The following is a 23,845-nucleotide window of genomic DNA, read 5'->3' on the forward strand; positions in this document are numbered from 1 at the left end:
CGTCATGGCACTCACGGTCGCCGCGCTGCAAGCGGTTCTCGACCAGACGCAGGGGACGTTCCGGCTCGACACCGGCACCCTCGAACTGCCCGACTTCACCACGCAGTGCACCACCTACCTGGGCGCCGGTGAGCTCGTCGTCACCGACGTCACCCACGTCGACACCGCCGGCTTACGGGTCGACGGCACCGTTTCCCTCAAGAGCGGGGTGACGACCCCCGGCAGCGTCACCTTCACCGCCGACGACCAGGGCACCACCGTGACCGGCGCCCGGGTGGAAGCGGACGTCCCGGCGGACAGCGCACTCCTCTCCGACGCCGCCCGCGCGGCCGTCGCGAGCCTGGCCGTGCTCAAGCCGGGCGCCCGTCGCCTGGTCTTCGGCTGCGAGCCCGGCCGCGACGCCCGGGTCGCCGCACGCACCGGCGTCGGTGTCACCCTGGACTTCCCCGCGCCCGACGCCACCGCCAAGCCGTACCTGTGGGCGTACGAGCCCGCGCGGGACGGCGAGGCGTGGCAGATGGCGGGGGAGTTCGACGGCGTGCCGCTCGCCGGCCTCTCCCACCTCGCCGAGCTCACCGGCACCCCGGACGGCGACGGATTCACGCTCCCGCAGGACGCTCCGGCCCCCGCTTTCCTCTCCCTCACGGCGCTGTCGGTCTCCTTCGCCCCCGGCAAGGAGGGGGACGCGGCGAGGCTGCTGTCGATGTGGACGCGCGTGGCTCTGGGTGTCCGGTGGCAGCTGTTCGGCGGTCAGCTGGTGGTCGAGGACCTGCACGCGGAGTTCGGGGTCGTCCTCCCGCAGAGCGCCAAGCCCAAGCTGACAGCTCTGCTCGGCGGCGAGGTCGTGCTGGCCCAGGACGTCGCGGTGGACGTGGAGCTCACTCTGCCGGGCCGCGAGATCCGCGCGCGGCTCGACCACCCTGTCGCCCTGAAGCCTCTGGTGGAGAAGCACTTCCCGGGCGCCCCGGCACCGGACATGACGGTCGACGACCTGACCCTGTGGGGCACATTCGGCGGCGACGAGCCCGGCTACGGATTCGACCTCGGCCTCGCGGACGTCTGGCAGATCACCGACCAGGCCGCGCTGTCCCGCGTCACCCTCTCCGTCGGCACATCCGGCACCGAGACCTCGGCGTCGCTCGACGCGCTGTGGAACCTCGGCGGCGCCGACCTGGACGTCCACGGCGAGTGGGCGTCGGGCTCCGGCTGGAAGCTCTCCGCCCACGCCTCCAGCCTGTCCCCGGCCGACCTGTTCGCCGCCTTCGGCATCGCCCCGCCGCCGGTCCTCAAGGACGTCACCCTTGAGCAGGTGGCGGTCGACTACGACAGCCAGGCCGGCTCCTTCCACCTCGGTCTCAGCGGCGGGTTCCCGATCGGCACGGCCCGGGCCGCACTCGGGCTGACCGTCGACCTCACCAAGCGCTCCGGCGAGTCCGGCTACGACCAGCGGTACGAAGGCAGCATCTCCCTGGCGATCCCCCGCGAGCAGGGGGACCCCCGCGTGCTCACCTTCACCGTGAAGGACGTCCAGCAGGCGGAGTTCACCGCCACCTGCCAGGACTCCACGGGCGTCTCCTTCGCCGACCTCGCCCGGCTGCTCGGCGTCACCGACCCCTCCGCCGGGCAGATCCTCGCCGCCCTCGGCACTTTCGACGCGCTCACGGTCTCCTACGCCTCCGCCCGCAAGGCGATCGTGCTCGCGGCCAAGGAGAAGAGCGGCGGCTCGCTGGTCGTCGTGTCGGACAAACCGGCCGCCGGCAGCCGCGCCTGGGCCGTGCGCGTCGGCGTCGGGCTGGACGCCCGGCTCTCCCAGGTGCCGCTCCTGCGGGGACAGATACCCGAGGCCGAGGACGTCGGCCTGTGCGGTCTGGGCGCCCTGGTCGCCTCCGAGGCCCTCACCGCCGCCCGCGTCACCGAGCTCAACAAGGTGCTGACCGCGACCGACCCCGCGCTGCCCCTGCTGCCCGCCGACGGCCTGGCCCAGGGCATGGCCGTCACGGTCGAGCTGAAGCTCCCGGGGAAGGCCGGGACCACCTCGCTCGCCGTCCGCGGCGCCGGCGGAAGCCACAAACCCGAGGCGCTCCCGCACCCGCACCCCGAACAACACCCGGACCCGCATCCGGACCCGACGCCGCCCGCGCCCCCGCGGACCGTCACCCAGGACGGCACGCCCGTCACCCAGGACGGCACGCCCGTCACCGGGAGCGGCAACGGCGGCGCCACCGGCCTCCCGCTCGTCGCCTGGATCGGCGTCCAGCGCTCCGCCGGCCCGCTGACGCTGCGCCGCGTCGGCGCCGGCTTCGCCGACGGCACGGTCTGGGTGCTCTTCGACGCCTCCCTCGGCATGGCCGGGCTCACGGTCGGCGTGGACGGACTGGGTCTGGGTGTCCCCCTGTCCGACCCGGCACACCCGCAGGTCCGGCTCGACGGCCTGAGCGTCGCCTACTCCCGGCCGCCGCTGTCCATCGAGGGCGCGCTCGTCGTCAAGGAGAACCAGGACTACGACCCGCTGGTCGAGGGCGTCCTGGCCGTCAAGGCCGAGGACTTCGGGCTCACCGCCCTCGGCGCGTACGCCCGGCCGACAGACCCCGCCGCGCAGCCGTCGTTCTTCCTCTTCGGCAAGGTCAGCGGCGAGTTCGGCGGGCCGCCGCCCGTCCAGGTCACCGGCATCTCGGCGGGCTTCGGGCTCAACACCGACCTGCGCCTCCCCGAGGGCGACAAGGTGCTGGACTTCCCCTTCCTCCAGGACCTGGGCACCACCGACCCGCTGCGGATCCTCGACACGCTCATGACGGGCACGGACGCCTGGGTGCGGCCCGCGGCCGGACAGGTGTGGTTCGCCGCCGGACTGGCCTTCCGGGTCTTCGAGTTCCTCGACGGGCAGGCACTGCTCGCCCTGGAGGTCGGCGACGACTTCGCCGTCGCCGTTCTCGGCACGGCGGAGGCCAGGTTCCCCAAGGACCAGTCCCTCGGCACCTACGCGAAGGTGCGGCTCGGCATCTCCGCGAAGTACCGCGCGAGCGAGGGCGCCCTGAAGGCGACCGCCCAGCTGGCTCCCGGCTCCTTCCTCCTCGACCCGGACTGCGTGCTCACCGGCGGATTCGCGCTCGCCACCTGGTTCGACGGCCCGCACGCCGGGGACTTCGCCCTGACCTTGGGCGGCTACCACCCCAGGTACCCCGTCCCCGCCCACTACCCGAAGGTGCCGCGCCTCGGCTTCAACTGGCCGGTCACCCCCGAGCTGACCATCAGCGGCGGCTCCTACTTCGCCCTCACCCCCGGCGCGATCATGGCCGGTGGCGCGCTGGACGTGAACTTCCGCTCCGGCGACCTGCACGCCTGGCTCAACGCCCACGCCGACCTCCTCATCGAGTGGGCCCCCTTCCACTTCGACGCGGAGATCGGCGTCAGCATCGGCGTCAGCTACGTCCTCGACCTGTGGCTGGTCCGCGAGACCATCAGCGTCGAGGTCGGCGCCTCCCTGCGCCTGTGGGGGCCGCCGACGGCCGGCGAGGTCACCGTCCACCTGTGGTTCATCTCCTTCACCATCGGCTTCGGCGACGGCAGCGCCCGCGGCGACAAGGCCGCCCCCTGGGCGGACGTCGTCAAGCAACTCCCCGCCAAGGAGGACGCCGTCCGCCTGGTGCCCAGGGACGGGCTCCTGCCCGCGCGCGCCGCGGACGGCAGCGGCGGCGAGCTGTGGGTCGTCGCCCCCGGCGCCTTCTCCTTCGCCGTGCGGACCGCCGTCCCGCTCTCCCGGCTCGACCTCACGCGGGGCACGGACGCCCAGGAGATCGCGGGCGCGCAGGTCAACATCCGGCCCCGCCGCGACGAGGGCACCGGCCTGGACTCGGTCCTCACCGTCACCCTCACCAAGGGCACGGACGTCCACGACCTGAGCACCTGGTACGCCGGTCGGGCCGCACAGGACCGGGCCGCCCTGCCCGCCGCCCTGTGGGGCGCCTACGACGGCAAGCTCACCACGCACAGCGCCCAGCAGGTGGGCGACCAGCTCATGGGCGTCGACCTGCGGCTCCCGCCGCCCGGGCGCGGCAGCACGCCCGGGCCGGTCAGGGCCGGGGCGATCGCGTTCGACGACCGGACGCCCGACGGGACCCTGCCCCTGCAACAGCCCGCGGTGCCGCGCACCGTGGCCCTGCAGGCCGCCACCCCGGAGGACACCGCTGTTCCGCGGCCTGCCGGACCGGAGACGCCCGCCTCCGCGCCCGCCGTCGAGACCCTGCCGGCCGCCGGCAGGCGCCCCAGGATGAGCTCCGTCACCGCCGGCATGACCGGCACCGTGGTCGACCAGTCCCGCGACCGCCTCTTCGCCGCCATGGCGGAACTCGGCATCAGCCCCGGCACCAACGACACGCTCACCGCCACCGACGGACTGGTCGCGGGCGACATCGACGCCACCCCGGCACCGCCCGTCCCCGGCACGCCGACCGCCAGCGAGCGCCTGTACGTCCTCGGCGCGGCGCGGACCGTCACCCCGGTCGACGCCCAGAGCCTGACGGCGTACGAGCCGATCACGACGGCGTACCCGAACCCGGAGCACCTCGCCACCGGCCCCGACGGCAGCCGCCTCCTCGTCACCGCCCCGGCCTCGCAGCACGTCGCCGCCTTCGACATCACCGCCAACCCGCCCGGCCCCGCCGTCGACCTCAACGGCGCCTCCCCGGCGTGGCTGGGGCTGAACGCCCGCGGCGTGGCCTTCTCCCCGGACGGCGCCTGGGCGTACGTCACCTACTCCGACCCGAACCAGCTGATCATCCTCGACGTCCATGACGGCGCCCCGGCCTCCCGCCACCAGTACGGGACGCTCACGGCCGGCGGCGGGCCGGCCGAGCCCGCCGACGTCGCGCCCGCCGTGCCGTGGGACGCCGACCATCAGTCGGTCTACATCGCCCTGCCCCAGGAAGGCAGCGTGATGCGGGTGGACGTCCGCAACCTGGACAACCCCACCGCCCAGGCGTACCTCCCGGCCGGCCCCGCGCCCACCCGGCTCGCCGTGGATCCCCGCGGCCGCTGGCTGTACGCCCTCAACAAGGGCCACGCGACGGTGACCGTCGTCGACGTCGCCACCGGAAAGGCCGTCACCACCCTCCGCACCGGCACGGGCCCCGGCGCCCTGGCCGCCTCCCCGGACGGCAACCGCCTGTACGTCGCGAACGCCACCACCGGGACCGTGTCCGTGTTCGACACCTCCGGCACCCTGCCGCAGGAGGCGGGCGAACCGGTGTGGGTCGGCCCCGGGCCGAACGCCCTGGCCGTCTCCGCCGCGAGCGACCGGCTCTACGTCGCCCGTGAGAAGAACCGGGCGGTCCAGATCGTGGACGTCGCCGCCGCACAGCCCGTGCTCCTGACCGGCACCGTCCCCCTGACCGACGACCCCGTGGCGCTCGCCGTCACCGTCCCGCCGCCGGCCGAGAAGACCCCGGCACCGACCCGTGAGACCCGAACCACCGAAGGCGGTGCGGCATGAGCCACCCCGAGCACGCCCCGGCACCCGACCCCACGCTCACCGTGGAGTTCGCCGACTCCCTCGTCCCGCAGATCACCGCCGGCCGCTACACCCTCACCGCCCACCAGACCCTCACCCGCAACGGCGCCCGCGCCGACGAGGACGGGTACCTCGACCCGCCGGCGCGCCAGGAGATCGAGGTCCGCGCCCCGCGCTTCACCGTCCAGCCCGAGTGGATCCACGGCGCCTACCCGACCCCGGGCGCCACCGGCCTCTACGACGACGTCCTGCCACACGTCACCCTCGACCGGCCGACCCTGCCCTGGGAGCGCGACGAAGGCACCGCGCCGGGCGGCGCGCGCCTGCCCTGGCTGGCCCTCCTCGTCCTCGGCGAGGGCGAACTGCCCGGCGACCCGCACTGCCTCGGGCAGACGGAACCCAGGACGGTCCAGGACCTGCTGGGCACCGAGCCCGGCGTCGTCCTGCCCGCCTTCGACCAGGCCGCCGACCCCGTCGCCGACGACGACAAGGCCACGGTCTGCCGCACGATCCGCGTCCCCCGCGCCGTCTTCCACTCCCTCGCCCCCACCGCGGCCGAACTGCCGCTGCTCACCCACGTCCGCACGGTCGACGAGCAGCACCAAGGCGTGACCCTGAGCGAGGACCGCGTCCAGGCCGGCGACTACGCCGTCGTCGTCGGCAACCGTCTGCCGCGCGCCGCCGGCGGCCGCTACGTCGCCCACCTGGTCTCCCTGGAGGGCTGGCAGTCCCGTCTCCCCGACGGCACCCAGGAGGCCTACTCCGGCCCCGACGAGACGCTGCGCCTGATCTCCCTGTGGTCGTGGTCCTTCGAGACGATCCCCGACCACGCCCCCGGCTTCGCCGCCCTCACCGAGCACTTCGTCGACACCGAGGGCGACCGGGGCTCCGGGCTCCTGCTGCGCGTGCCGCTCGGGGAGCGCCCCGTCTCCGGCGCCGACCAGCAGGAGGTCGCCGACCGCCTGCGCGCCGGATACCTGCCCGTCTCCTGCCGCACCGAGTCCGGGCGCTCCACCTTCGCCTGGTACCGCGGCCCGTTCGTCGCCGAGCCCGCCGCGCCGCACACCGACCGCGAGCGCCGGCGCTGCGCGGCCGAGGCCCTCATCCACCTGCAGGAGTACGGCGTCTACGACGTCAGCCTCGCCACCGCGTTCACCGCGGGCCGCGGCGTCGCCCTGTCGGACCATCAGTTCGGCGCGGCGCTCCTGCGGCTGCGCGGCAAGGTCCAGCGCGCGGTGCAGCAGTCCGCGGGCGCGGCCGGCGGGGCGCGGGCCCGCGTCGAGCACCTGGCGGCCAACGGCCTCGCCGGGCACCTGGGCCGGGCCCTGGCCGCACCGGCGCGGCCCCGGACCACCCCGGCAGGGTCCGGGGCACCCGCAGCCGCCCCGTCCGTCACCCCGGTGCCCGCGGCCACCGACCTGCCCGCACCGGCCGGCCCCGCCGCACGGCAACCGCGCGGCGGCACGCCGCTCGTCGACCCGCACGACGAGGACCTCGCCCTCGTCCGCAAGCGGCTCACCGGCCTGCGGAACCTGGAGGGCGTGCCGTTCGCCCACCTCGTCCCCGACGCCCGCATGCTGCCGGCCGAGAGCCTGCGCTTCTTCCACGTCGACGCCGACTGGACCGCCACCCTCCTCGACGGAGCGCTGAGCGTCGGGCTCGCCCACTCCTTCGACCTCACCTCCGACGCCCTGCTCCTCGGGCCGGACGGCCAGGCACCGCTGCCCGTGCCCGCGGGCCCGGTCACCGGCCTGCTGCTGCGTTCCCAGCTCGTCGCCGGCTGGCCCGCCCTGGAGGTCCGCCCCTACGCGAGCCCCACCGCCACCGGCGACGACGAGCAGACACTGCCGGTGCTGCGCCGCCAGGCGCTCGCCGACGACGTCCTCCTCGTCCTCTTCGAGGGCGTCCCGGGCCGCGTCGAGATCACCGAACCCCAGCAGGGCGTCCACTTCGGCATCGACGAGCCGGCCGACGGCCGCGGCGCCGATCCCCTCGACGACGGCGTCATCCGGCTGCGGGCCCTGACGGGCGACGCCCTCGGCCGGGAGACCGGCGCCGCGTTCCCGGCCGACGGCAGTGGCCTCCGCTCGTACCTGCGGGCCACCGGCGCCGGCCACCCCGGCACCGTGCTGAGCGTCGCGCGCCTCGCCGCCGCACTCAAGGGCGCCCTCGCCCTCGACCACGACCTGACGCCCGCCGAGTTCGCCCTCCAAATGATCAACGCCGCGCAGCGCCGCACCTTCACCACGGCACCGCGCACCGAGCACACCCCCGTCACGACAGGAGACACCACCGATGGCTGACCGCGACGAGACCCTCATCGTCCCGGTGGACGTGGACGCCCTGGTGGTCAACCAGATGGTGCGGGAGCGCGACGGACGGGGCTTCCGCCGCTGGCAGCCCAACTTCAACCTCCTGCGCCACAACCGCACGCCGGAGCCGGACCCCTTCACCAACGAGGAGAAGTGGAACGCCACCGGGACCGGCGAGAGCGACGACGCCTACCAGCAGTACGACGGCGTGTACGTGCGCTGGGAACTGCCCGACGCCCTGCGCCGCGGCGCCGCCCGCGAGCCCGGCGGACGTACGGAGTTCCCGCTCGTGCCCAACCGCTGGCTCGTCGTCCGGCACGTGCAGGGCAGCCCCGAGCTCACCACCGGCTGGGTGGTCGAGAGCGACTGCCTCGACCGGCAGAACGGCACCTCGCGCTTCCTCCACCCCGTCAGGCCGGACGTGCGGGACCCGGCGGCGACGCCCTACCGCTCCACGATCATCCCCACGAAGATCGGCCGGGCCCACGGCATCGGACCCGCCGGGGCCGCGTGGAGCGAGCCCGCCGACACCTCCGAGGCCCGCAAGGAACTGTTCCTCACCGCGGTCGGCCCGGGCATCATGACCTTCCACGCCTACCAGCCGTACCACGAGAACGTCTTCTCCCTGCACGACCCCCTCACCGGCATCCAGGGACAGGCCGACCTCGACTACCAGATCGTCGGCTGGTACTCCGACCCCGCACAGGAAGAACTGCGCCGCCGCCTCGGTGCCGCGGGCGCGACCGTCGACGCCGTCCTGGCCGGCCTCGGCTGGACCGTCGACGACCTGCCCGCCGGCTGGACCCCCGGCAGCACCACCTACTGCGGCCGCGCCCTCGGCGTGCGGTGGACGCCCGGCACGCTCCCGGACTCGGACCGGCCCGGGAAGAACGACGTACGCGACAAGATCGCCGTCGGCAGCAGCGCGGACGAGGCGCACACCCAGCTGATCGCCGCCTCCGGCCACGACACCCTCGCCGCCACCGACCCCGCACTCCTCCACGCCCTGGGCAGCGGCCTCCTGGACACCCTCGACGGCCCCGACGGGCCCGTCAGGACCGGCCAGGCCCTGCACAAGAGCTGGTTCCGGCGCCTGCCCGGCGGCACCCTGTGGCGCCTCGCCGACACCACCGACAAGGGCAACGCCTCCGGCGACCCGAAGTCCGTCACCTGGACCGGCGTCGATCCCGAACACGAGGAGTGGCTCGCCCGGCTCAACAGCGCACAGAGCGCCTACGACGAGAAGCAACGCGACGTCACCGCCCTCCAGCAGCGCCTGTACGCGCTGTGGTGGACGCACGGCCTGCCGCTCATCCCGCGCCAGTACACCCGCGAGCAGTTCCGCGCCGAGATCGACCCGGCGAACCCCGACGGCCTCGCCGCCCGTGTCGCCGGCGAACTCGCCGACCTCCGCCGCCTGCGGGAGGCCGTCACCGCCCTCGTCGACGGGCACACCCTGCCCGCGCACTACGAGCTCCGCAAGGAGACACTGCCGCCCTTCTACCAGGTCACCGACCCCACCGTCGTCCTGGCCGGAGCGAAGAGCCACACCGCGCACCGGGCGCTGAACGCCGACGGCGCCCTCGTCTGCCGCACCCCCGCGCAGATCCTCGGCGGCATCGCGCCGGGCGCCCCGCTCCCCGCCCCCTTCGCCTCCCTGAAGGCGAGCGGCCTGCCGCCGGTCGCGGCCGCCCTGCTCGGCGAGTTCCTCCACATCCTCGACCCCGCCCACACCGGCGGCCTGGCGCCCGGCATCCTCCCGGAGCCCTGGCGGCAGCCCTGGAAGCCCCTGCTGTTCCAGTGGACCGTCCGGCACTGGCCCGTGCCCTACGGCGACGAGAACCACCCCAACTGGACCTTCGACGGCACCCACTACGCGGTGCGCGACGGCTCCGCCGCCGGGGCACCGGTCGAGATCACCGGACGACGCTTCCTCGTCCCCCTGCCCCAGCACACCCTCGGCAGCGCACTCGAACGGCACGCCGCCGACCACCCCGACGCGGACGTCGCCGCAGCCCTCGACGCCGCCGCCGCCGACATCAAGGGCCTGGACCTCCTCTCACAGCGCCTCGACGGCCTCACCGACGCCTTCGCCCTGCGCGACCCCGCCCCCAGCCTCAGCCCGCCCGGAGCCATCGGCCGGCTCGTCGGCGACGCCTTCAGCCACCTGCCCGACCCCGGCGCCCTCCCCGAACCGTTCAAGGGCTGGCTGCCCTCCGGCTTCCAGCAGATCAGGGCCGGCCAGTTCGAACTGGTCCGCCTCAGCATCGTCGACGCGTTCGGCCAGACCCTCGACGTCCTGCTCCCAGGCGACGCCGGCACCCTCCTGCCGCACATCGGGGACAGCCTGCGCCCCACCGGCGCCGTGGTGCGGCAGGAACTGACGCACCAGCTCGTCCAGTTGCCGCCCCGCCTGCTCCAGCCCGCCCGCCTGCGCTTCGACTTCGTCGACGAGCACGACGACACCCGGCTCGTCGACCTCACCGCGCACACCACACCCGTGGGCGCGTGGATCGTCCCGAACTACGTCGACCGCTCGCTGCTGTGCTACGCGCCGACCGGCGAACCCCTCGGCGAACTGCGCCTCGAACTGCGGGAGGACTCCACCGGATCCGTGGCGGAAGTCGTCGGATGGGGACCCCTCCCCGACTCGGGAACCCGCACGATCGACGACCTCCGCACCACCCGGCCGCAGCTCCACGCCTTCGCCCGGGAACTGGCCGCCAAGGGCCCCGACGCCTTCACCGACCTGATGGCCACCGTCGACCGCGCGCTCGCCGGCATCGACCCCGGCAACCCGTACGGCGACGAGGTCCTGGGCGCCCTCCTCGGCCGCCCCCTCGCCCTCGTCCGCGCCCGCCTCGGCTTCGAGCTCGACGGCCTGCCCGTCTCCGACGCCGGCTGGCAGTACGCCCTGGACTGGAAGACGCCCACCGAGTGGCGCACCCGCCCCGGCGGACGGCCCGCGCCCCCGCAGATCGCCCACCTCGACTACCGGTGGCCCATCCGCCTCGGCAACGCCGGGCAGCAGGGCGACGGCCTCATCGGCTACTTCACGGAGAACGACTACGAGACGTTCCACGCCGTCACGACGCCGGGCGGGACAGCCCGCACCGACTACGTTGCCAAGATCGGCGCGGACGCCAAGTGGCCCGCCCTCCCTGCCGACAACACGGCGCAGACGCACCTCACCCTTCTGCTCGACCCGCAGGCCGCCGTCCACGCCACCACGGACGTCCTCCCCGTGACCGAGCTCCGGCTGCCGACCCGCTTCACCCGCACCGCCATGGCGGCCATGAGGGTGGCCCTGCGGCTCAGCCCCGTCCTGACCACCCACCGCAAGGTGCCGGCCAAGGACACCGGAGCCGGCTCCGGAGCCGACGCGCCCCGCTTCGTCGACGCCCTCGCGCTGCCGCACCCCACCTCCCCGCAGGGCACCTGGGACTGGGCCGAACTCGACACCGCCTCCGAGTGGACCCACCGGCCGATCGTCCAGATCGACCAGGACGCCCGGCTCGACGAGGACGGTCCCGTCGTCCGTACCGGCTTCCTGCGCCTGAGCGGCGGTTTCACCGACGCGTGAGCACCGCCGCCCACCACCGCCTCCCCGTGACCCCGAAAGGATCCGCCCTCGTGAACGCGCCGGACATCGGCACCACCCTGCTGGACTACGACATCATCAGCGAGCCCTTCCCGCTGTACGCGGGAACCGCCGACGCCCCGTCGACGACCGTGCACCTCGTCGTCTCCAACGGCCGCGGCGACACCGTGTACTGCCGGGAGATCATCTTCTCCCTGCCGCACGGCGACCTCGCCCAGAGCCTCGTCGACACCACCTCCGGCGACGGCGAGGCCGGCGCCGACGGCTGGACCGTCCAGGAAATCCAGAAGGGCGCCGACATCGTCGTACCGGACGGCGACTACGCCCACTTCGTCGCCAAGGCCCCGGAGGGCGGCGCGCCCGTCGACGCCTCCGGCATCACCATCACGCTGAAGAACCTCACCGTCAGCAAGCAGCCGGGCGTCGCCCGCGTCGAGGTCTGCGAGAAGGCCACGTTCGACACCGGGAACTGGCCCGAGAGCCCCGGATTCCGTTCCCTGACCATCACGAAGTTCCCGCCACCGGTCATTCCCGTCCGGGCGGTGAGCGACTTCCGCGCGGACAAGCTGGAGGTGTCGGCGGGCGACCCGGTCCGCCTGACGTGGAACGGCCCCTCCACCCTCGAGTACACGGTCCTGTACTCCGGCGGTGCCACACCGGCGAAGGACCAGAAGGACACCGTCACCGGCCACGAGTGGAGCGGGACGGTCACCCGGGACACGACGTTCTGCCTGCAGTACGTCACCGGAGAGACGACGCACTACCTGACGACGACGGTCACGGTCGCCGACCCGACGCTCACCGGACTGACGGTGCAGGGCGACGCCTCCGTGACGCATGACCTCACCGTCGGCAAGGACATGAACGTCACGGGTGCCCTGGAGGCCACTGACGACATCACCACGAAGGCCCAGTTCCTCGACCCCCGGGGCACGCCGCTGCAGGGGAAGCGGGTATGACGGGCAAGGTCACCGTGGGCGGCCGCGTCGACGTCACGGGCGACGTCACCGCCGGCGCCCGCCTGAGGATCCTCAACCCGTCGGGCAGCCAGGACTTCTCCGACAACGGCACCTTCACCGTCCCCGACCACGTGACCATCCTGTCCCTGCACCTCCAGGGCGCGGGAGGCCGGGCGGCAGGCGGAGCGAGCGGGGGCAAGGGCGCCGGCATCCAGGCCCTGCTCTACGTGAGCCCCGGGGACACCATCGGCGTCCGCATCGCGCGCGACGGCGCCTCGGGGGCCTCGGCCCAGGTCCTCCACGGCACCACGCTGATCGCGGGAGCGGGCAGTGGTGGGGACGCCGGGCAGCGGGGCGGTGACGGCTCCGGCGGCTCCGGCGGAGAACAGGGCGGACAGGGCAACACCGACGGCAGGCCCGACGGCGGCTCCGGCGGTTCCGGTGGCGGAGGAGGCCGAAGCGGCGCCGGCGGCGACGCGGGCCTCGCCACCGCCGCCGGCGGCACCGCGACCGGGGCCGCCGGCAGCGCGGGGGAGACCGGGTCCGGAGGCAACGGCGGAGGCGACGGGGGCAAGGGCTGGGGCTACTGGGGCCAGACAGCGGGTGGCGGAGGCCACGGCGGCGGAGGAGGAAACCCCTCCTGGGCCGGCTCCGGCGGTGCCGAAGGCGACAGCTCGGGCCATGACGGCGGGTCCGGAAGCGGTCAGCAGGGCGGTGCGGGTGGCTCGCCCAAGACCTCGGACGGTGACAACCGCGGCGGCTGGGGCGGCGGCGGGGGGTCCGGCGGCGGAGGCGGTTCGGGCGGCTCCGGCGGCGCTAACGGAAGCGCTGCCGGGCGCGCGTCCGACGGGGCGTCCGGCAGCGCGGGATACGGCGGTGGAGGAGGCGGTGGCGGAGGCTCCGGCACCGGCTTCGGATGGAGCTACGCCGGCGGCGGTGGAGGCGGCGGTGGCGGTGGAGGCGCCGGCGGCCAGGGCGGTGCCGGCGGCCACGGCGGCGACAGCTACTTCGACGCCGGAAGGGCCACGCTGATCTCCGCCGACGTGAGCAACACTGGGGCGGCGAAGGTGAGCATCACCTGGGGGGAGCACGTCTTTCCGGCGTGACCCCGGCGCGTTGCCGGCCCGGAGCCAGGGCTCCGGGTCGGCAGGCCCGATTCCGCGTCTGCGCAGGTAGGAGCGGATCTTCAGGGGACGAGTGGCCCCCGGTCTGCTCAGGTCACGGCGCGATGCACGCCGTCCCCGGAACCTCGGTGGGGAGAGCGATGTCGGCGGGGTCCAGGACGCCGGTCACTTCCTGGACGGCACAGTTGACGGTGGCCACCGGGTCCGGAACGGCATTGGCGGGAGCGGTGACGGCACCGAGGAGGGCGAGCGTTCCGACGGCGATGGACGCGATGCGGCGCATGAGGAGCCTTTCTGCGTAAGGGGGTGATCGCTGTGGGGCGGTGTGACACCTGACGCCCTCTCGTGGGTGTTCAGGTGACGTTGAGGAGACCGAGGACGGTGGTGAGGGAGGGGTGGTTGGCGTTGTCGGTGGCGAAACAAGTGGTGGCGCGGAGAGGGCGCATCTTCGGATCTCCTGTTTTTCAGACATGGCTCATATGCGCGGCTCAACGCGTGCGGCAGTCGCGGGGTGCGGGTGCGATGGAGGGAACGGTGAGGAGGAAGTTTGACGATCATCAGTACATCGCCATTGGGTACTCAGCGGCGTTGAACTGATGGAACAGAACTGCACCCGGCTGCCGTTCCCGGCTTATCCGAGGGGCGATGGCCACGCTGTTCTTCTCCTCCCGCTCGGTCAAAAATGGACTATCCTCCACCACGCGTACCAGCCGGGACAGGAGAACGTCTTCTTGGACGCGCCGTAGCGGAAACAGGCAGCCCAGCCCCGAAGGACCGGGTCGGGGCGGACGACCGACCTAAGGAACCGACCGGCCCATGCGCCTTCGCGAACTCGCCGACGTCGGGCCGTTCTTCGCCCTGCGCACCGGCGACGACCCCGACGGCACCGGCTATCTGCCGCTCGGCGAAGAGGCCGTACGGCTGCGCGTGGAGACCGTCGCCGGGCGGCTGGGGACGACGGACCGGCGCGTGGCCGCGTCCATCGCCTTCCAGGGCATCGCGGGACGGTTGTTGTCCATCGCGCTCGGCTCGGCCGTCCTGACCGGGCGGGTGCCCGCCCTCGCCGACGGCGATCTGCGCTGGCACCCCGCCCGTACCGCCCCCGACGACCTCCTGCTGCCCGCGCCGGCCGCCCTCGCGCCCGCCGTGGACCCGGCGGCGCGGGCCGCGCAGATCTCGGCCGTCGTCCTGCACGGCCTGCTGGTTCCCCTGCACCACGCCACCCGTGCCGTGACGCCCGTCTCCGCCCGGCTGCTGTGGGGCAACGCCGCCTCCTCCCTGGCGGGTTCCCTGCGTGTCCTGCACACCTGGTGCCTGGAGCGGGACCGCCCGCGGGACGCCGGCCAGGCGCTCGCCCTCACTCGGGCCCTGTTCCAGGACCCGCTGCTGCGCGACACCGGCACCCTGCGCCGCACGCGCGGCGGCCCGGTCTTCGAGCGGCGCACCTGCTGCCTGTACTACCGCGTGCCCCAGGGCGGCATGTGCGGGGACTGCGTGCTGCGTCACCCGCCCCGCGGGCGCTGAGCGGCGGGCGGCAGGGGCGGCCACTGCCCGGGGGTCAGCACGCCCAGCACATACGCCTTGGCCACCAGGGCCGTGCGGTTGGGCACCCGCCAGCGCCGGGTGAGCCGGCCGAGGTGGTAGTTGACGCCGTCCACGGTCAGTCCGACCGCCTTGCCTATGGCGGCCGTCGTGGCCCCGGCGGCGGCCAGCGCCAGGATCAGCCCCTCCACCTCGCTGACCTCGGGCACCGGTTCCTCCGCCGCGGGCTCGTCCCGTACGCGCAGCACCGCCAGCAGCGACGGGTACTCCGGGGACGGGTCACCGACCGGGTCCACCAGCAGCTCGCCCTCCCGCTCGGTCTCCCGCGCGCCCTCCCGCCAGCGCACCTCGATGGTGTAGCGCGACCGGCGCCCCAGCCGCAGCGCCTCGGCGAGCCTGCCGAGCTGGCCGGCGGCGCTGCTGCTGGGCCGGAAGAGATCCAGCAGCCTGCGGCCCCGCACCTGGCCGGGGGACAGGCCCCACTGGGCGGCCATGGCCGGGTTGGCGACGGTCACCACGCCCTCGCAGGTGCAGATGGCGATCGGCACCGGGACGCGGTCGAGCAGCATCAGGAAGTAATTGCGCCACGCGAAGAACTGCTCGCTGTCCACGGACCCGGTCTCCTCGCTCGTCCACCTCGGTGCCGGCACCCCGTACACGCGCAAGCGCGACGCGCCGGGAGCCACTGCACAATCATGTAGTCCCCGCGCCGGGCCGCCCGGGGCGGGGCAGCCAGGCTGAACGCATGACGCATCCGACCCAGGCCCCCGCGGCCACCATTCCCCTCGTGGACGTCTCCGCCGTCGGGACCACCGGTACCCCCCTGCAGCAGGCGATGCGCCTGGCACGCCGGCACGGCCCGATCTTCCGGCGCCGCCTGCACGACAACGACCGGCTCTTCGTCACCTCGCTCGACCTGGTCGCCGAGCTCGCGGACGAGGAACGCTTCACCAAGCACGTCGGCCCGGCCCTGGAGAACGTCCGCGAATTCACCGCCGACGGCCTGTTCACCGCCTACAACCACGAACCCAACTGGGCCAAGGCGCACGACATCCTGATGCCCGCCTTCGCCCTCGGCTCGATGCGCGCCTACCACCCGGCCATGGTCAAGGTCGCCCGCCGGCTCATCGACTCCTGGGACGCCCACCTCGCCGCCGGCACCCCCGTCGACGTCCCCGAGGACATGACGCGGATGACGCTCGACACCATCGGGCTCGCCGGGTTCGGCTACGACTTCGAGTCCTTCGCGCGCGGCGGTCAGCCGCATCCCTTCGTCGGCGCCATGGTCCGCTGCCTGGAGTGGAGCATGAACCAGCTGGGCCGGGACCCCGGCGGGGACTACGCGGCCGAGGACGCGGCCTTCCGGGCCGACGCCGCCTTCCTGACCACCGTCGTCGACGACGTCGTCCGCGCCCGCACGGCCTCCGGCGACACCCGGACCGACGACCTCCTCGGCCTCATGCTCGGCGCCCCGCACCCCGCCGACGGCACCACCCTGGACGCGGCCAACATCCGCAACCAGGTCATCACCTTCCTCATCGCCGGGCACGAGACCACCTCCGGAGCGCTGTCCTTCGCCCTGCACCACCTCCTGAAGGACCCCGTCTCCCTGCGCCTGGCCCAGCGCGAGGCCGACGAGCTGTGGGGCGACACCGAGGACCCGGACCCCACGTTCGAGGACATCGGGCGGCTGCGCTGGACCCGGCAGGTCCTCAGCGAGGCACTGCGGCTGTGGCCCACCGCGGCCGCCTTCGTCCGCGAGCCCCGCGAGGACACCCTGCTCGGCGGCCGCTACCGGCTGCGCGCGGGGGAAGGCGTCACCATCCTCACCCCGATGCTGCACCGCGACCCCGTCTGGGGCGACAACCCCGAGCTGTTCGACCCCACGCGCTTCGCGCCCGAGGCCGAGGCGGCCCGCTCACCGCACGCCTACAAGCCCTTCGGCACCGGCGAACGCGCCTGCATCGGCCGCCAGTTCGCCCTGCACGAGGCCACCATGCTGCTGGCGCTGCTGGTCCACCGCTACCGCCTCATCGACAGCGTCGGCTACCGGCTGCGCGTCAAGGAGACCCTCACGCTCAAGCCGGACGGCTTCACCCTCACCCTCGCCCGCCGCACCTCCGCCGACCGCGCCCTGGGCCGCGGCGCCCTGCCCGGCGGCCCCACCGCCACCGCGCCCACCGGCCGGGACACCGGGCCCGCCGCCCCCGCCGGCCCCACCCGCGCCCGCCAGGGCACCGGCCTGCTGGTCCTGCACGGCTCCAACTACGGCACCTGCCGCGACCTGGCCCGGGGCCTCGCCGACGAGGCCGGCCGGCTCGGGTTCGACGCCCGCCTCGCCCCGCTCGACGACCACACCGGCGCCCTGCCCGCCGACACCCCCGTGGTCGTCGTCGCCGCCTCGTACAACGGCCGCCCCACCGACGACGCCGCACGCTTCACGCGGTGGGCCGAGCACGAGGCCGGCCCGGGCGCGGCCGCCGGAGTCCCCTACGCCGTCCTCGGCATCGGCGACCGCAACTGGGCCGCCACGTACCAGCGCGTACCCACCCTCCTCGACGAGCGCCTCGAAGCCCTCGGCGGCCAGCGCCTGCTGCCCCGCGCCGAGGCCGACGCCTCCGGCGACCTGAACGGCCATGTGGAGGCGTTCACCCGGGCCCTGACCCGGACGCTGCTGGAGCACTACGGCGACCCGGCGAGCGCCGGCGCTGAGCGGCCGGCGCCCGACGGCCCCGCCCACACCGTCACCGAGGTCACCGGCGGCCCGCTCGCGGCCCTGGCGGCCCGCCACGACATGGCGCGGATGACGGTCACCGAAGCGTACGAACTCACCGACCCGGCACATCCGCGCAAGAAGTACTTCCTGCGCCTGGCCCTCCCCGACGGCGTCACCTACCGCACCGCCGACCACCTCACCGTCCTGCCCGTCAACGACCCCGCCCTCGTCGCCCGCGCCGCCGCGCTCTTCGGCGTCGACCCCGACGCCGTCCTGGCCGTCCACCCCTGCCGCACCGGACGCGAGAGCCTGCCCGTCGACCGGCCGCTGACCGCCGGCGAACTCCTCTCCCACCACCTGGAACTGTGCCGGCGCCCGACGCCCCGTCAGCTCCAAGTGCTGGCCGAACGCAACCCCTGCCCGCCCGAGCAGGCCGCGCTGCGGGCCGTCGCCGCCGACGACCCGCGCACCGTCCTGGAGCTGATCGAGGACCACCCCGCCCTGCGCGGCACCCTCGGCCCGGCCGACCTGCCGGAACTGCTGCCCCCCATGCGCCCGCGGCACTACTCCATCTCCTCCTCCCCGGCCGCCGACGCCCGCCACGTCGACCTCATGGTCTCCCTCCTGAAGGCCCCCGCCCGCTCCGGCCGGGGCGACTTCCTCGGCACCGGCTCCGCGCACCTGGCCGGCCTCCGGCCCGGCGACACCGTCCTGGCCCGCGTCCAGCCGTGCCGCGAGGCGTTCCGCGTCACCGACCACGAGCGGACCCCCGTCGTGCTGATCGCCGCCGGCACCGGGCTCGCCCCCTTCCGGGGCGTGGTCGCCGACCGCGCCGCCCTGGCCGCCGCCGGCACCCGGCCGGCGCCCGCCCTGCTGTACTTCGGCTGCGACGACCCGGACGCCGACTTCCTGCACCGCGCCGAGCTCCACGCGGCCCAGGAGGCGGGCGCGGTCTCCGTGCGCCCCGCCTTCAGCACCCGGCCGGAAGCGGGCGGCGGCCCGTTCGTCCAGCACCGCCTGGCCGCCGAGGGCGACGAGGTCTGGTCCCTGCTGGAGGCCGGGGCGCGGGTGTACGTCTGCGGCGACGGCGCCCGCATGGCCCCGGGCGTACGCGCCGCCCTGCGCGACCTGTACGCCCGCCGGACCGGCGCCGACGCCCGCGCCGCCGACGCGTGGCTGCGCGAACTGACCGACGCCGGCCGCTATGTCGAGGACGTCTACGCCGCCGGCTGAGACCTGGGTTCCCTGCCACGGCGTCAACTCCCGTAACCTGCTCATCGATCACATCAGTGATCACATCAGCGATGACAGTGCGCGGAGACGAAAGTGGTGGGGACCTTGCGGACGGCCATACGAACCGGAGTGACGGCGGTCGCGGCGGCGGCCGCACTGGCCGTGCCGACCGCCCCCGCCGGGGCGGCGCCGGCCGCCTCCGACTCGTACGCCGCCACGACGTCGGTAGGGGTGCACAACGCCTACGAACAGGCCAAGTACCCCTACTTCGCCGACGCCCTGGACTCCGGAGCCTCCCTCCTGGAGCTCGACGTCTGGTCCAACGGCTTCGGCGGCAGCTCCTTCCGCGTCTCCCACGCCAACCCGCTGCGCAACGCCAACAACTGCGAGGGCGCCGGCTCCCCGGCCGAACTGCGGACCAAGGCCCGCAACCAGCCGCTGGCCGGCTGCCTCGCCGACATCCGCGCCTGGCACGACGCCCACCCCGGCCACCGGCCGGTGCTGCTCAAGGTCGAGATGAAGGACGGCTTCAACGCCGACAGCGGCCGCGGCCCCGCCGAACTCGACGCCCTGCTGACCGAACGGCTCGGCGACGCCCTCTACCGCCCCGCCGACCTGCTGGGCCCCCACGCCACCCTCGACGCGGCCGCGCGGGCCGGCGGCTGGGCCGACCGCTCCGCCATGGCCGGCAAGTTCATCGTGGAGCTCCTCCCCGGCACCGTCGAGGAGCGCAACCCCGCCGACCGGCTGTGGACCGACCGCGAGTACGCCACGCACCTGCGCGACCTCGCCGCCGCGGGCCGGATCCGCGAGGCCGCCGCCTTCCCCGCCGTCCACGGCGCCGTCCCGGGCGACCCGCGCACCCGCTACGCCGACCCCGGCCTCCGCCCGTGGTTCGTGCTCTTCGACGGCGACGCCGCCATCTACCTCAAGGGCGGCATCGACACCGCCTGGTACGACAGCCGGCACTACCTCCTCGTCATGACCGACGCCCACGCCGTCGCCCCCGCCGTCGACATCACCCGCCCCACCCCGGCCCAGGCCCGCGAGCGCGTCTCGCTCCTGGCCAGAGCGCACGCCAGCTTCGCCACCGCCGACTGGTACCCGCTGCCGCAGGTGCTCTCGACGGTGGCGCCACGCGGCTGACGCCGCACCGGGGCGGGTGGGGAGACGGTGATCGTGGTGCGATGGCGGCTGGGACCGGGCGACAAGCGCCCGGCAGGCATCAGGGAACAGTGCGAGGAACGGGTACGGGCCCTCGGCCTGCCCACCCGGGGCACCGTGACGATCGACGAGGTCTGCGCGCACATCAGCCGGCTGCACGGCCGCCCCATCCACCTCATCCCCCTGGACCTGCCGCTCGGCAGCCCCGACGGCCTGTGGGTCTCCGCGGAGGCCCAGGACTACGTCGTCTTCGAACAACGCCTCGCCCCGGTTCACCAGCACCAGGTGATCCTCCACGAGATCGGCCACGTCGTCTGCGACCACGACGCCGCACCCGTGATGACGGCCGACTCCTCCCGGCTCCTGCTGCCCTCCCTCGACCCCGAGATGGTGCGCAGAGTGCTCGGCCGCGAACACGAGCACTCCGAGGTCGAACTCGAAGCGGAGCTCGTCGGCTCCCTCATCGGCCGGCAGATCGGCACCTGGACGACACAACGGACCTGGACCGTACCGCCGGAAGCCCGGGAGCTGGCCGCCCGGCTCGCCGCCCTGGAGTCCCCGACCCCGCGAGGGAGAGATGAATAGCGTCCTGTACCCCGTCTGCGCCGGCGTGGCCTTCGTGGCACTGCTCTACAAAACCCGGGTCCTGCGCACCGACCGGTCTGCCGCGCAACTGGCCCTGACGGGCAACTTCCTCCTCCTGTCCATCACCTACACGGTCTCCACGCCCGTCGTATGGGTGGCCACCAGCCGGGCCGCGGGCATCGTCAACTTCTCCGGACTGCTCACCCAGAGCTGCGTGGTGCTGATGTCCGCCTGCCAGCAGCTGGTGCTGCTGCACCTCACCCACGAACGGGCCACCGCCTGGCGCAAGGCCGTCCCCCGCCTCATCGGCCTCGCCCTGGTCCTCGCGACGATGGTGACGCTCTTCTCGGTGGCCACCATCCAGCGGGAGGCACCGAACGACTTCGCCCTCTCCAAGGCCCAGTACTACCCCGCGTACATCACCGTCTACCTGCTGGCCTACACGGCGAACCAGATCGACGTCGGTGTCCTGGGCTGGCGCTACGCCAAGGTCGCCCCCACCCCGTGGCTGCGCCGCGGCCTGCTCCTGATCGCCCTCACCCTGCCGTTCGCCCTCGTCTACAGCGCCTGCCGGGCCGCGGACGTCGTCGCCGGGCAGTTCGGCACCGACGGGCGCGCCTGGGAGCCGGTCGCCCAGATCGCCGTCACCATCGCCACCATCACCAAGATCATCGGCTGGACGCTGCCCGACTGGGGACGCCACCTGAGCACCCTCGGGGACGGCGTCAGGGACCGCCTCACCTACCGGGAGCTGGCCCCCTTCCACCGCCGGGTCACCGCCCTCGTACCCGAACCCGTCATCCCGCTGGACCCCCGCGCGGACCTGCGCACCCGCCTGTACCGCACGGTCGTCGAGATCCGCGACGCCCAGTGGTCCCTGCGGACCTGGATGGACCCCGCCGTCGCCGACGCCGCCCGCCGGCGGGCCGAGGCCGCGCGGCTACGGGACGACGACGTGGCCGCCGTCATCGAAGCGGCCCAGCTCCGCGCCGCGCTCCAGGCGAAGGCCGCTCAGCGGCCGCCGGCCACGCACACCCACGCCCCGCGCGTCGCCGAGCCCGGCGACCTCGCCGCCGAACTGGCCTTCCAGCGCAAGCTGGCCCGCGCGTTCGCCGGCTCGCCCCACGTCACCGCCGCCCTCGCGGACACCACGAGCCCCAGGACCGAGGAAGCAGCATGACCCTGCCCATGCCGTTCGACGCGGCGTTCTTCACCGACCCGTACCCGGTGTACGCCCGGCTGCGCGCCGAAGGCCCGGTGCACCACGTCACCACCCCGGACGGCGCCCCGATCTGGCTGGTGCTGCGCGAACGGGACGTGCGCGCCGGGCTGGGCGACGCGCGGCTGTCGGTCGACAAGGCCCACGCCCGCGGCGGCTACAAGGGCTTCGCCCTGCCGCCCGCCCTGGACGCCAACCTGCTCAACATCGGCCCCGCCGACCACCTGCGCCTGCGCCGCCTGGTGTCCAAGGCGTTCACCCCCCGCCGCGTGGAGGACCTGCGCGAGCGGGTGCGGGCCGCCGCCGGCCGCCTCGCCGACGGGCTCGCCGCGCACGACGGTCCGGTCGACCTCGTCGAGCACTACGCCAACCCGCTGCCGCTGATCGTCATCGGCGACCTGCTCGGCGTGCCCGAGGACAGCCGGCGCTCGTTCTCCGCCTGGGCCGGCGCGATGTTCGACCCCGCTCACCCCGGACAGATCGCGGAGAGCGTCGCCCACATCCACCGCTTCCTGCTGGACCTCATCGCCGTCCGCCGCGCCGCCCCCGGCGAGGACCTGCTCTCGGCGATGATCGCCGCCCGTGACGAGGGGGACCGGCTCAGCGAGGACGAACTGGTCTCCCTGGCCTTCCTCATCCTGCTCGCCGGCAGCGAGAACACCCAGCACCTCATCAGCAACGGTCTGCTGACCCTGCTCGGCCACCCCCGCCAGCTGGCCGCGGTGCGCGCCGATCCCGGCCTCCTGCCGGCCGCGGCCGAGGAGATCCTGCGCCACGCCCACCCCAACCAGTGGGCCATCCGCCGCTTCCCCACACAGGACATCGACATCGACGGCGTCCGCGTGCCGGCCGGGGACACCGTGATGCTCGGCATCGCCTCCGCCAACCGCGACCCCGAACGCCACCGGGACCCCGACGCGTTCGACATCCACCGCGAGGACAAGCAGCACCTCTCGCTCGGCCAGGGCCTGCACTACTGCCTCGGGGCGCCGCTGGCCCGCATGGAGACCACGATCGCGCTGGGCACCCTGCTGGAGCGCTTCGCGCGCGTCGATCTGGCGGCCGCGCCGCGGACACTGCGGTGGCGGGCTTCGTTCCGGTCCCACGCCCTCAAGGAGCTGCCGGTCGCCGTGGGCTAGGTGTCCTCCAGCCGGAACCCGACCTTGAGGCCCACCTGGTAGTGCGCGATCGCACCGTTCTCGAGGTGGCCGCGGATCTGCGTCACCTCGAACCAGTCCAGCTCCCGCAGCGTCTGCGCGGCGCGGTTGATCCCGTTGCGGATCGCCTCGTCCACGCTCTGCTGCGAGGAGCCGACGATCTCCGTCACCCGGTAGGTGTGGTTGGACATGCTCCCACCGTGCCCCACCTGACGCGCCGGCGCGAGGCGGGGCGGGCACGGGGGCTACGGCACGACCGTCACCGGCCACCGCCCCGCCTTCACCAGGCGTACCGCCACCGAGCCGACGATGCGGTGGCCCGCCTGCTCCGAGGCGCCCACGACCACCGCGTCGGCCTTGAGCTCGTCCGCCGTCCGCACCAGGCCGCTGTAGGGGTCGCCGCGGAAGGTGTGGAACTCCCAGCGGACCTCATGGACGCCGCGCAGGCGTTCGGTGGTCTCGCGGATCTCGGCCAGCAGTTCCTCGGCGACCTCCTCGGTCATCTCCACCACGGGTGCGCCCAGGGCGGCGCCGCCGATCAGCACGGGCTGGACGTAGACGAGCGCGAGCAGCGCGTGCTGCCGGCGGGCCAGGCCCGCGGCGTAGGCGGCGGCCCGCCAGGAGGTGTCCGAGCCGTCGACGCCGACAACGATGACCTTGGGGCCGTCCGTGCCGCGTTCGAAACCGGCCGGAAGGCTGTCGTTCCGCTTCTCCTCGTTCACAACAG

The 23,845-nt window shown here is 74.2% G+C and carries 15 protein-coding genes; 11 read left to right on the plus strand and 4 right to left on the minus strand.

The window, feature by feature from the left end:
- Positions 1 to 4 precede the first annotated feature (4 nt).
- From ABZ956_RS22795 to ABZ956_RS22815, 5 genes are read left to right on the plus strand one after another with little or no spacing between them, the layout of a single operon-like run.
- On the plus strand, positions 5 to 5,488 hold the full coding sequence (locus tag ABZ956_RS22795; protein ID WP_361896600.1) for a DUF6603 domain-containing protein: 5,484 nt from the start codon (positions 5 to 7) through the stop codon (positions 5,486 to 5,488).
- Entirely contained in the window at positions 5,485 to 7,809 is a 2,325-nt protein-coding gene (locus ABZ956_RS22800; protein ID WP_361896603.1) for a hypothetical protein, read from the plus strand. The genes ABZ956_RS22795 and ABZ956_RS22800 overlap by 4 nt, the downstream gene beginning before the upstream one ends.
- Positions 7,802 to 11,401, plus strand: coding sequence for a hypothetical protein (locus tag ABZ956_RS22805; RefSeq protein WP_361896606.1), 3,600 nt, complete (start codon positions 7,802 to 7,804; stop codon positions 11,399 to 11,401). The genes ABZ956_RS22800 and ABZ956_RS22805 overlap by 8 nt, the downstream gene beginning before the upstream one ends.
- Before the next feature lie 50 nt (positions 11,402 to 11,451).
- On the plus strand, positions 11,452 to 12,378 hold the full coding sequence (locus ABZ956_RS22810) for a hypothetical protein (protein WP_361896609.1): 927 nt from the start codon (positions 11,452 to 11,454) through the stop codon (positions 12,376 to 12,378).
- Positions 12,375 to 13,484, plus strand: a complete 1,110-nt coding sequence (locus ABZ956_RS22815) for a hypothetical protein (RefSeq protein ID WP_361896612.1) — start codon at positions 12,375 to 12,377, stop codon at positions 13,482 to 13,484. Before ABZ956_RS22810 ends, ABZ956_RS22815 begins: the two co-directional genes overlap by 4 nt.
- Positions 13,485 to 13,596: 112 nt before the next feature.
- Here ABZ956_RS22815 and ABZ956_RS22820 read toward each other — a convergent pair whose 3' ends face one another.
- Positions 13,597 to 13,785 (minus strand): hypothetical protein, encoded by a 189-nt coding sequence (locus tag ABZ956_RS22820; RefSeq protein WP_361896615.1) that lies wholly within the window; start codon positions 13,783 to 13,785, stop codon positions 13,597 to 13,599.
- Positions 13,786 to 14,318: 533 nt separating this feature from the next.
- Between ABZ956_RS22820 and ABZ956_RS22825 the strand changes: the two genes are divergently transcribed.
- Entirely contained in the window at positions 14,319 to 15,026 is a 708-nt protein-coding gene (locus tag ABZ956_RS22825; RefSeq protein ID WP_361896618.1) for a (2Fe-2S)-binding protein, read from the plus strand.
- Here ABZ956_RS22825 and ABZ956_RS22830 read toward each other — a convergent pair.
- Positions 15,005 to 15,655 carry a PAS domain-containing protein gene (locus ABZ956_RS22830; protein ID WP_361896621.1) on the minus strand — a complete coding sequence of 217 codons (651 nt, stop codon included), beginning with the start codon at positions 15,653 to 15,655 and terminating at the stop codon, positions 15,005 to 15,007. The genes ABZ956_RS22825 and ABZ956_RS22830 overlap by 22 nt on opposite strands.
- Positions 15,656 to 15,789: 134 nt before the next feature.
- Here ABZ956_RS22830 and ABZ956_RS22835 point away from each other — a divergent pair, with 134 nt between their 5' ends.
- The 5 genes from ABZ956_RS22835 to ABZ956_RS22855 all read left to right on the plus strand — a co-directional run bounded on the left by ABZ956_RS22835 (position 15,790) and on the right by ABZ956_RS22855 (position 23,100).
- Positions 15,790 to 18,993 carry a cytochrome P450 gene (locus ABZ956_RS22835; protein ID WP_361896624.1) on the plus strand — a complete coding sequence of 1,068 codons (3,204 nt, stop codon included), beginning with the start codon at positions 15,790 to 15,792 and terminating at the stop codon, positions 18,991 to 18,993.
- A 129-nt stretch (positions 18,994 to 19,122) separates the two neighbouring features.
- Positions 19,123 to 20,139 carry a phosphatidylinositol-specific phospholipase C domain-containing protein gene (locus ABZ956_RS22840; RefSeq protein ID WP_361896626.1) on the plus strand — a complete coding sequence of 339 codons (1,017 nt, stop codon included), beginning with the start codon at positions 19,123 to 19,125 and terminating at the stop codon, positions 20,137 to 20,139.
- 27 nt (positions 20,140 to 20,166) lie between these two features.
- Entirely contained in the window at positions 20,167 to 20,742 is a 576-nt protein-coding gene (locus ABZ956_RS22845) for a hypothetical protein (RefSeq protein ID WP_361896628.1), read from the plus strand.
- Positions 20,735 to 21,922 (plus strand): MAB_1171c family putative transporter, encoded by a 1,188-nt coding sequence (locus tag ABZ956_RS22850; protein WP_361896631.1) that lies wholly within the window; start codon positions 20,735 to 20,737, stop codon positions 21,920 to 21,922. The genes ABZ956_RS22845 and ABZ956_RS22850 overlap by 8 nt, the downstream gene beginning before the upstream one ends.
- The gene (locus ABZ956_RS22855; protein ID WP_361896634.1) at positions 21,919 to 23,100 is read left to right on the plus strand and encodes a cytochrome P450; all 1,182 of its coding nucleotides are present in this window, start codon (positions 21,919 to 21,921) and stop codon (positions 23,098 to 23,100) included. The genes ABZ956_RS22850 and ABZ956_RS22855 overlap by 4 nt, the downstream gene beginning before the upstream one ends.
- On the opposite strand, the gene ABZ956_RS22860 is transcribed toward ABZ956_RS22855, so the two are convergent.
- Together ABZ956_RS22860 and ABZ956_RS22865 are read right to left on the minus strand one after the other, a co-directional pair.
- Positions 23,097 to 23,309 (minus strand): dodecin, encoded by a 213-nt coding sequence (locus ABZ956_RS22860; protein WP_361896636.1) that lies wholly within the window; start codon positions 23,307 to 23,309, stop codon positions 23,097 to 23,099. The genes ABZ956_RS22855 and ABZ956_RS22860 overlap by 4 nt on opposite strands.
- A gap of 54 nt (positions 23,310 to 23,363) precedes the next feature.
- Positions 23,364 to 23,840, minus strand: a complete 477-nt coding sequence (locus tag ABZ956_RS22865; protein WP_361896638.1) for a universal stress protein — start codon at positions 23,838 to 23,840, stop codon at positions 23,364 to 23,366.
- Positions 23,841 to 23,845 lie beyond the last annotated feature (5 nt).

The organism is Streptomyces sp. NPDC046261 (assembly GCF_040646235.1).
Classification (GTDB): Bacteria; Actinomycetota; Actinomycetes; order Streptomycetales; family Streptomycetaceae; genus Streptomyces.

Excerpts from the sequence above, each read along its gene's own strand:
- ABZ956_RS22825 (WP_361896618.1), top strand. The coding sequence starts at position 14,319 with ATGCGCCTTCGCGAACTCGCCGACGTCGGGCCGTTCTTCGCCCTGCGC.
- ABZ956_RS22850 (WP_361896631.1), top strand. The coding sequence starts at position 20,735 with ATGAATAGCGTCCTGTACCCCGTCTGCGCCGGCGTGGCCTTCGTGGCA.
- ABZ956_RS22855 (WP_361896634.1), top strand. The coding sequence starts at position 21,919 with ATGACCCTGCCCATGCCGTTCGACGCGGCGTTCTTCACCGACCCGTAC.
- ABZ956_RS22795 (WP_361896600.1), top strand. The coding sequence starts at position 5 with ATGGCACTCACGGTCGCCGCGCTGCAAGCGGTTCTCGACCAGACGCAG.
- ABZ956_RS22800 (WP_361896603.1), top strand. The coding sequence starts at position 5,485 with ATGAGCCACCCCGAGCACGCCCCGGCACCCGACCCCACGCTCACCGTG.
- ABZ956_RS22860 (WP_361896636.1), bottom strand. The coding sequence starts at position 23,309 with ATGTCCAACCACACCTACCGGGTGACGGAGATCGTCGGCTCCTCGCAG.
- ABZ956_RS22805 (WP_361896606.1), top strand. The coding sequence starts at position 7,802 with ATGGCTGACCGCGACGAGACCCTCATCGTCCCGGTGGACGTGGACGCC.
- ABZ956_RS22820 (WP_361896615.1), bottom strand. The coding sequence starts at position 13,785 with ATGCGCCGCATCGCGTCCATCGCCGTCGGAACGCTCGCCCTCCTCGGT.
- ABZ956_RS22835 (WP_361896624.1), top strand. The coding sequence starts at position 15,790 with ATGACGCATCCGACCCAGGCCCCCGCGGCCACCATTCCCCTCGTGGAC.
- ABZ956_RS22815 (WP_361896612.1), top strand. The coding sequence starts at position 12,375 with ATGACGGGCAAGGTCACCGTGGGCGGCCGCGTCGACGTCACGGGCGAC.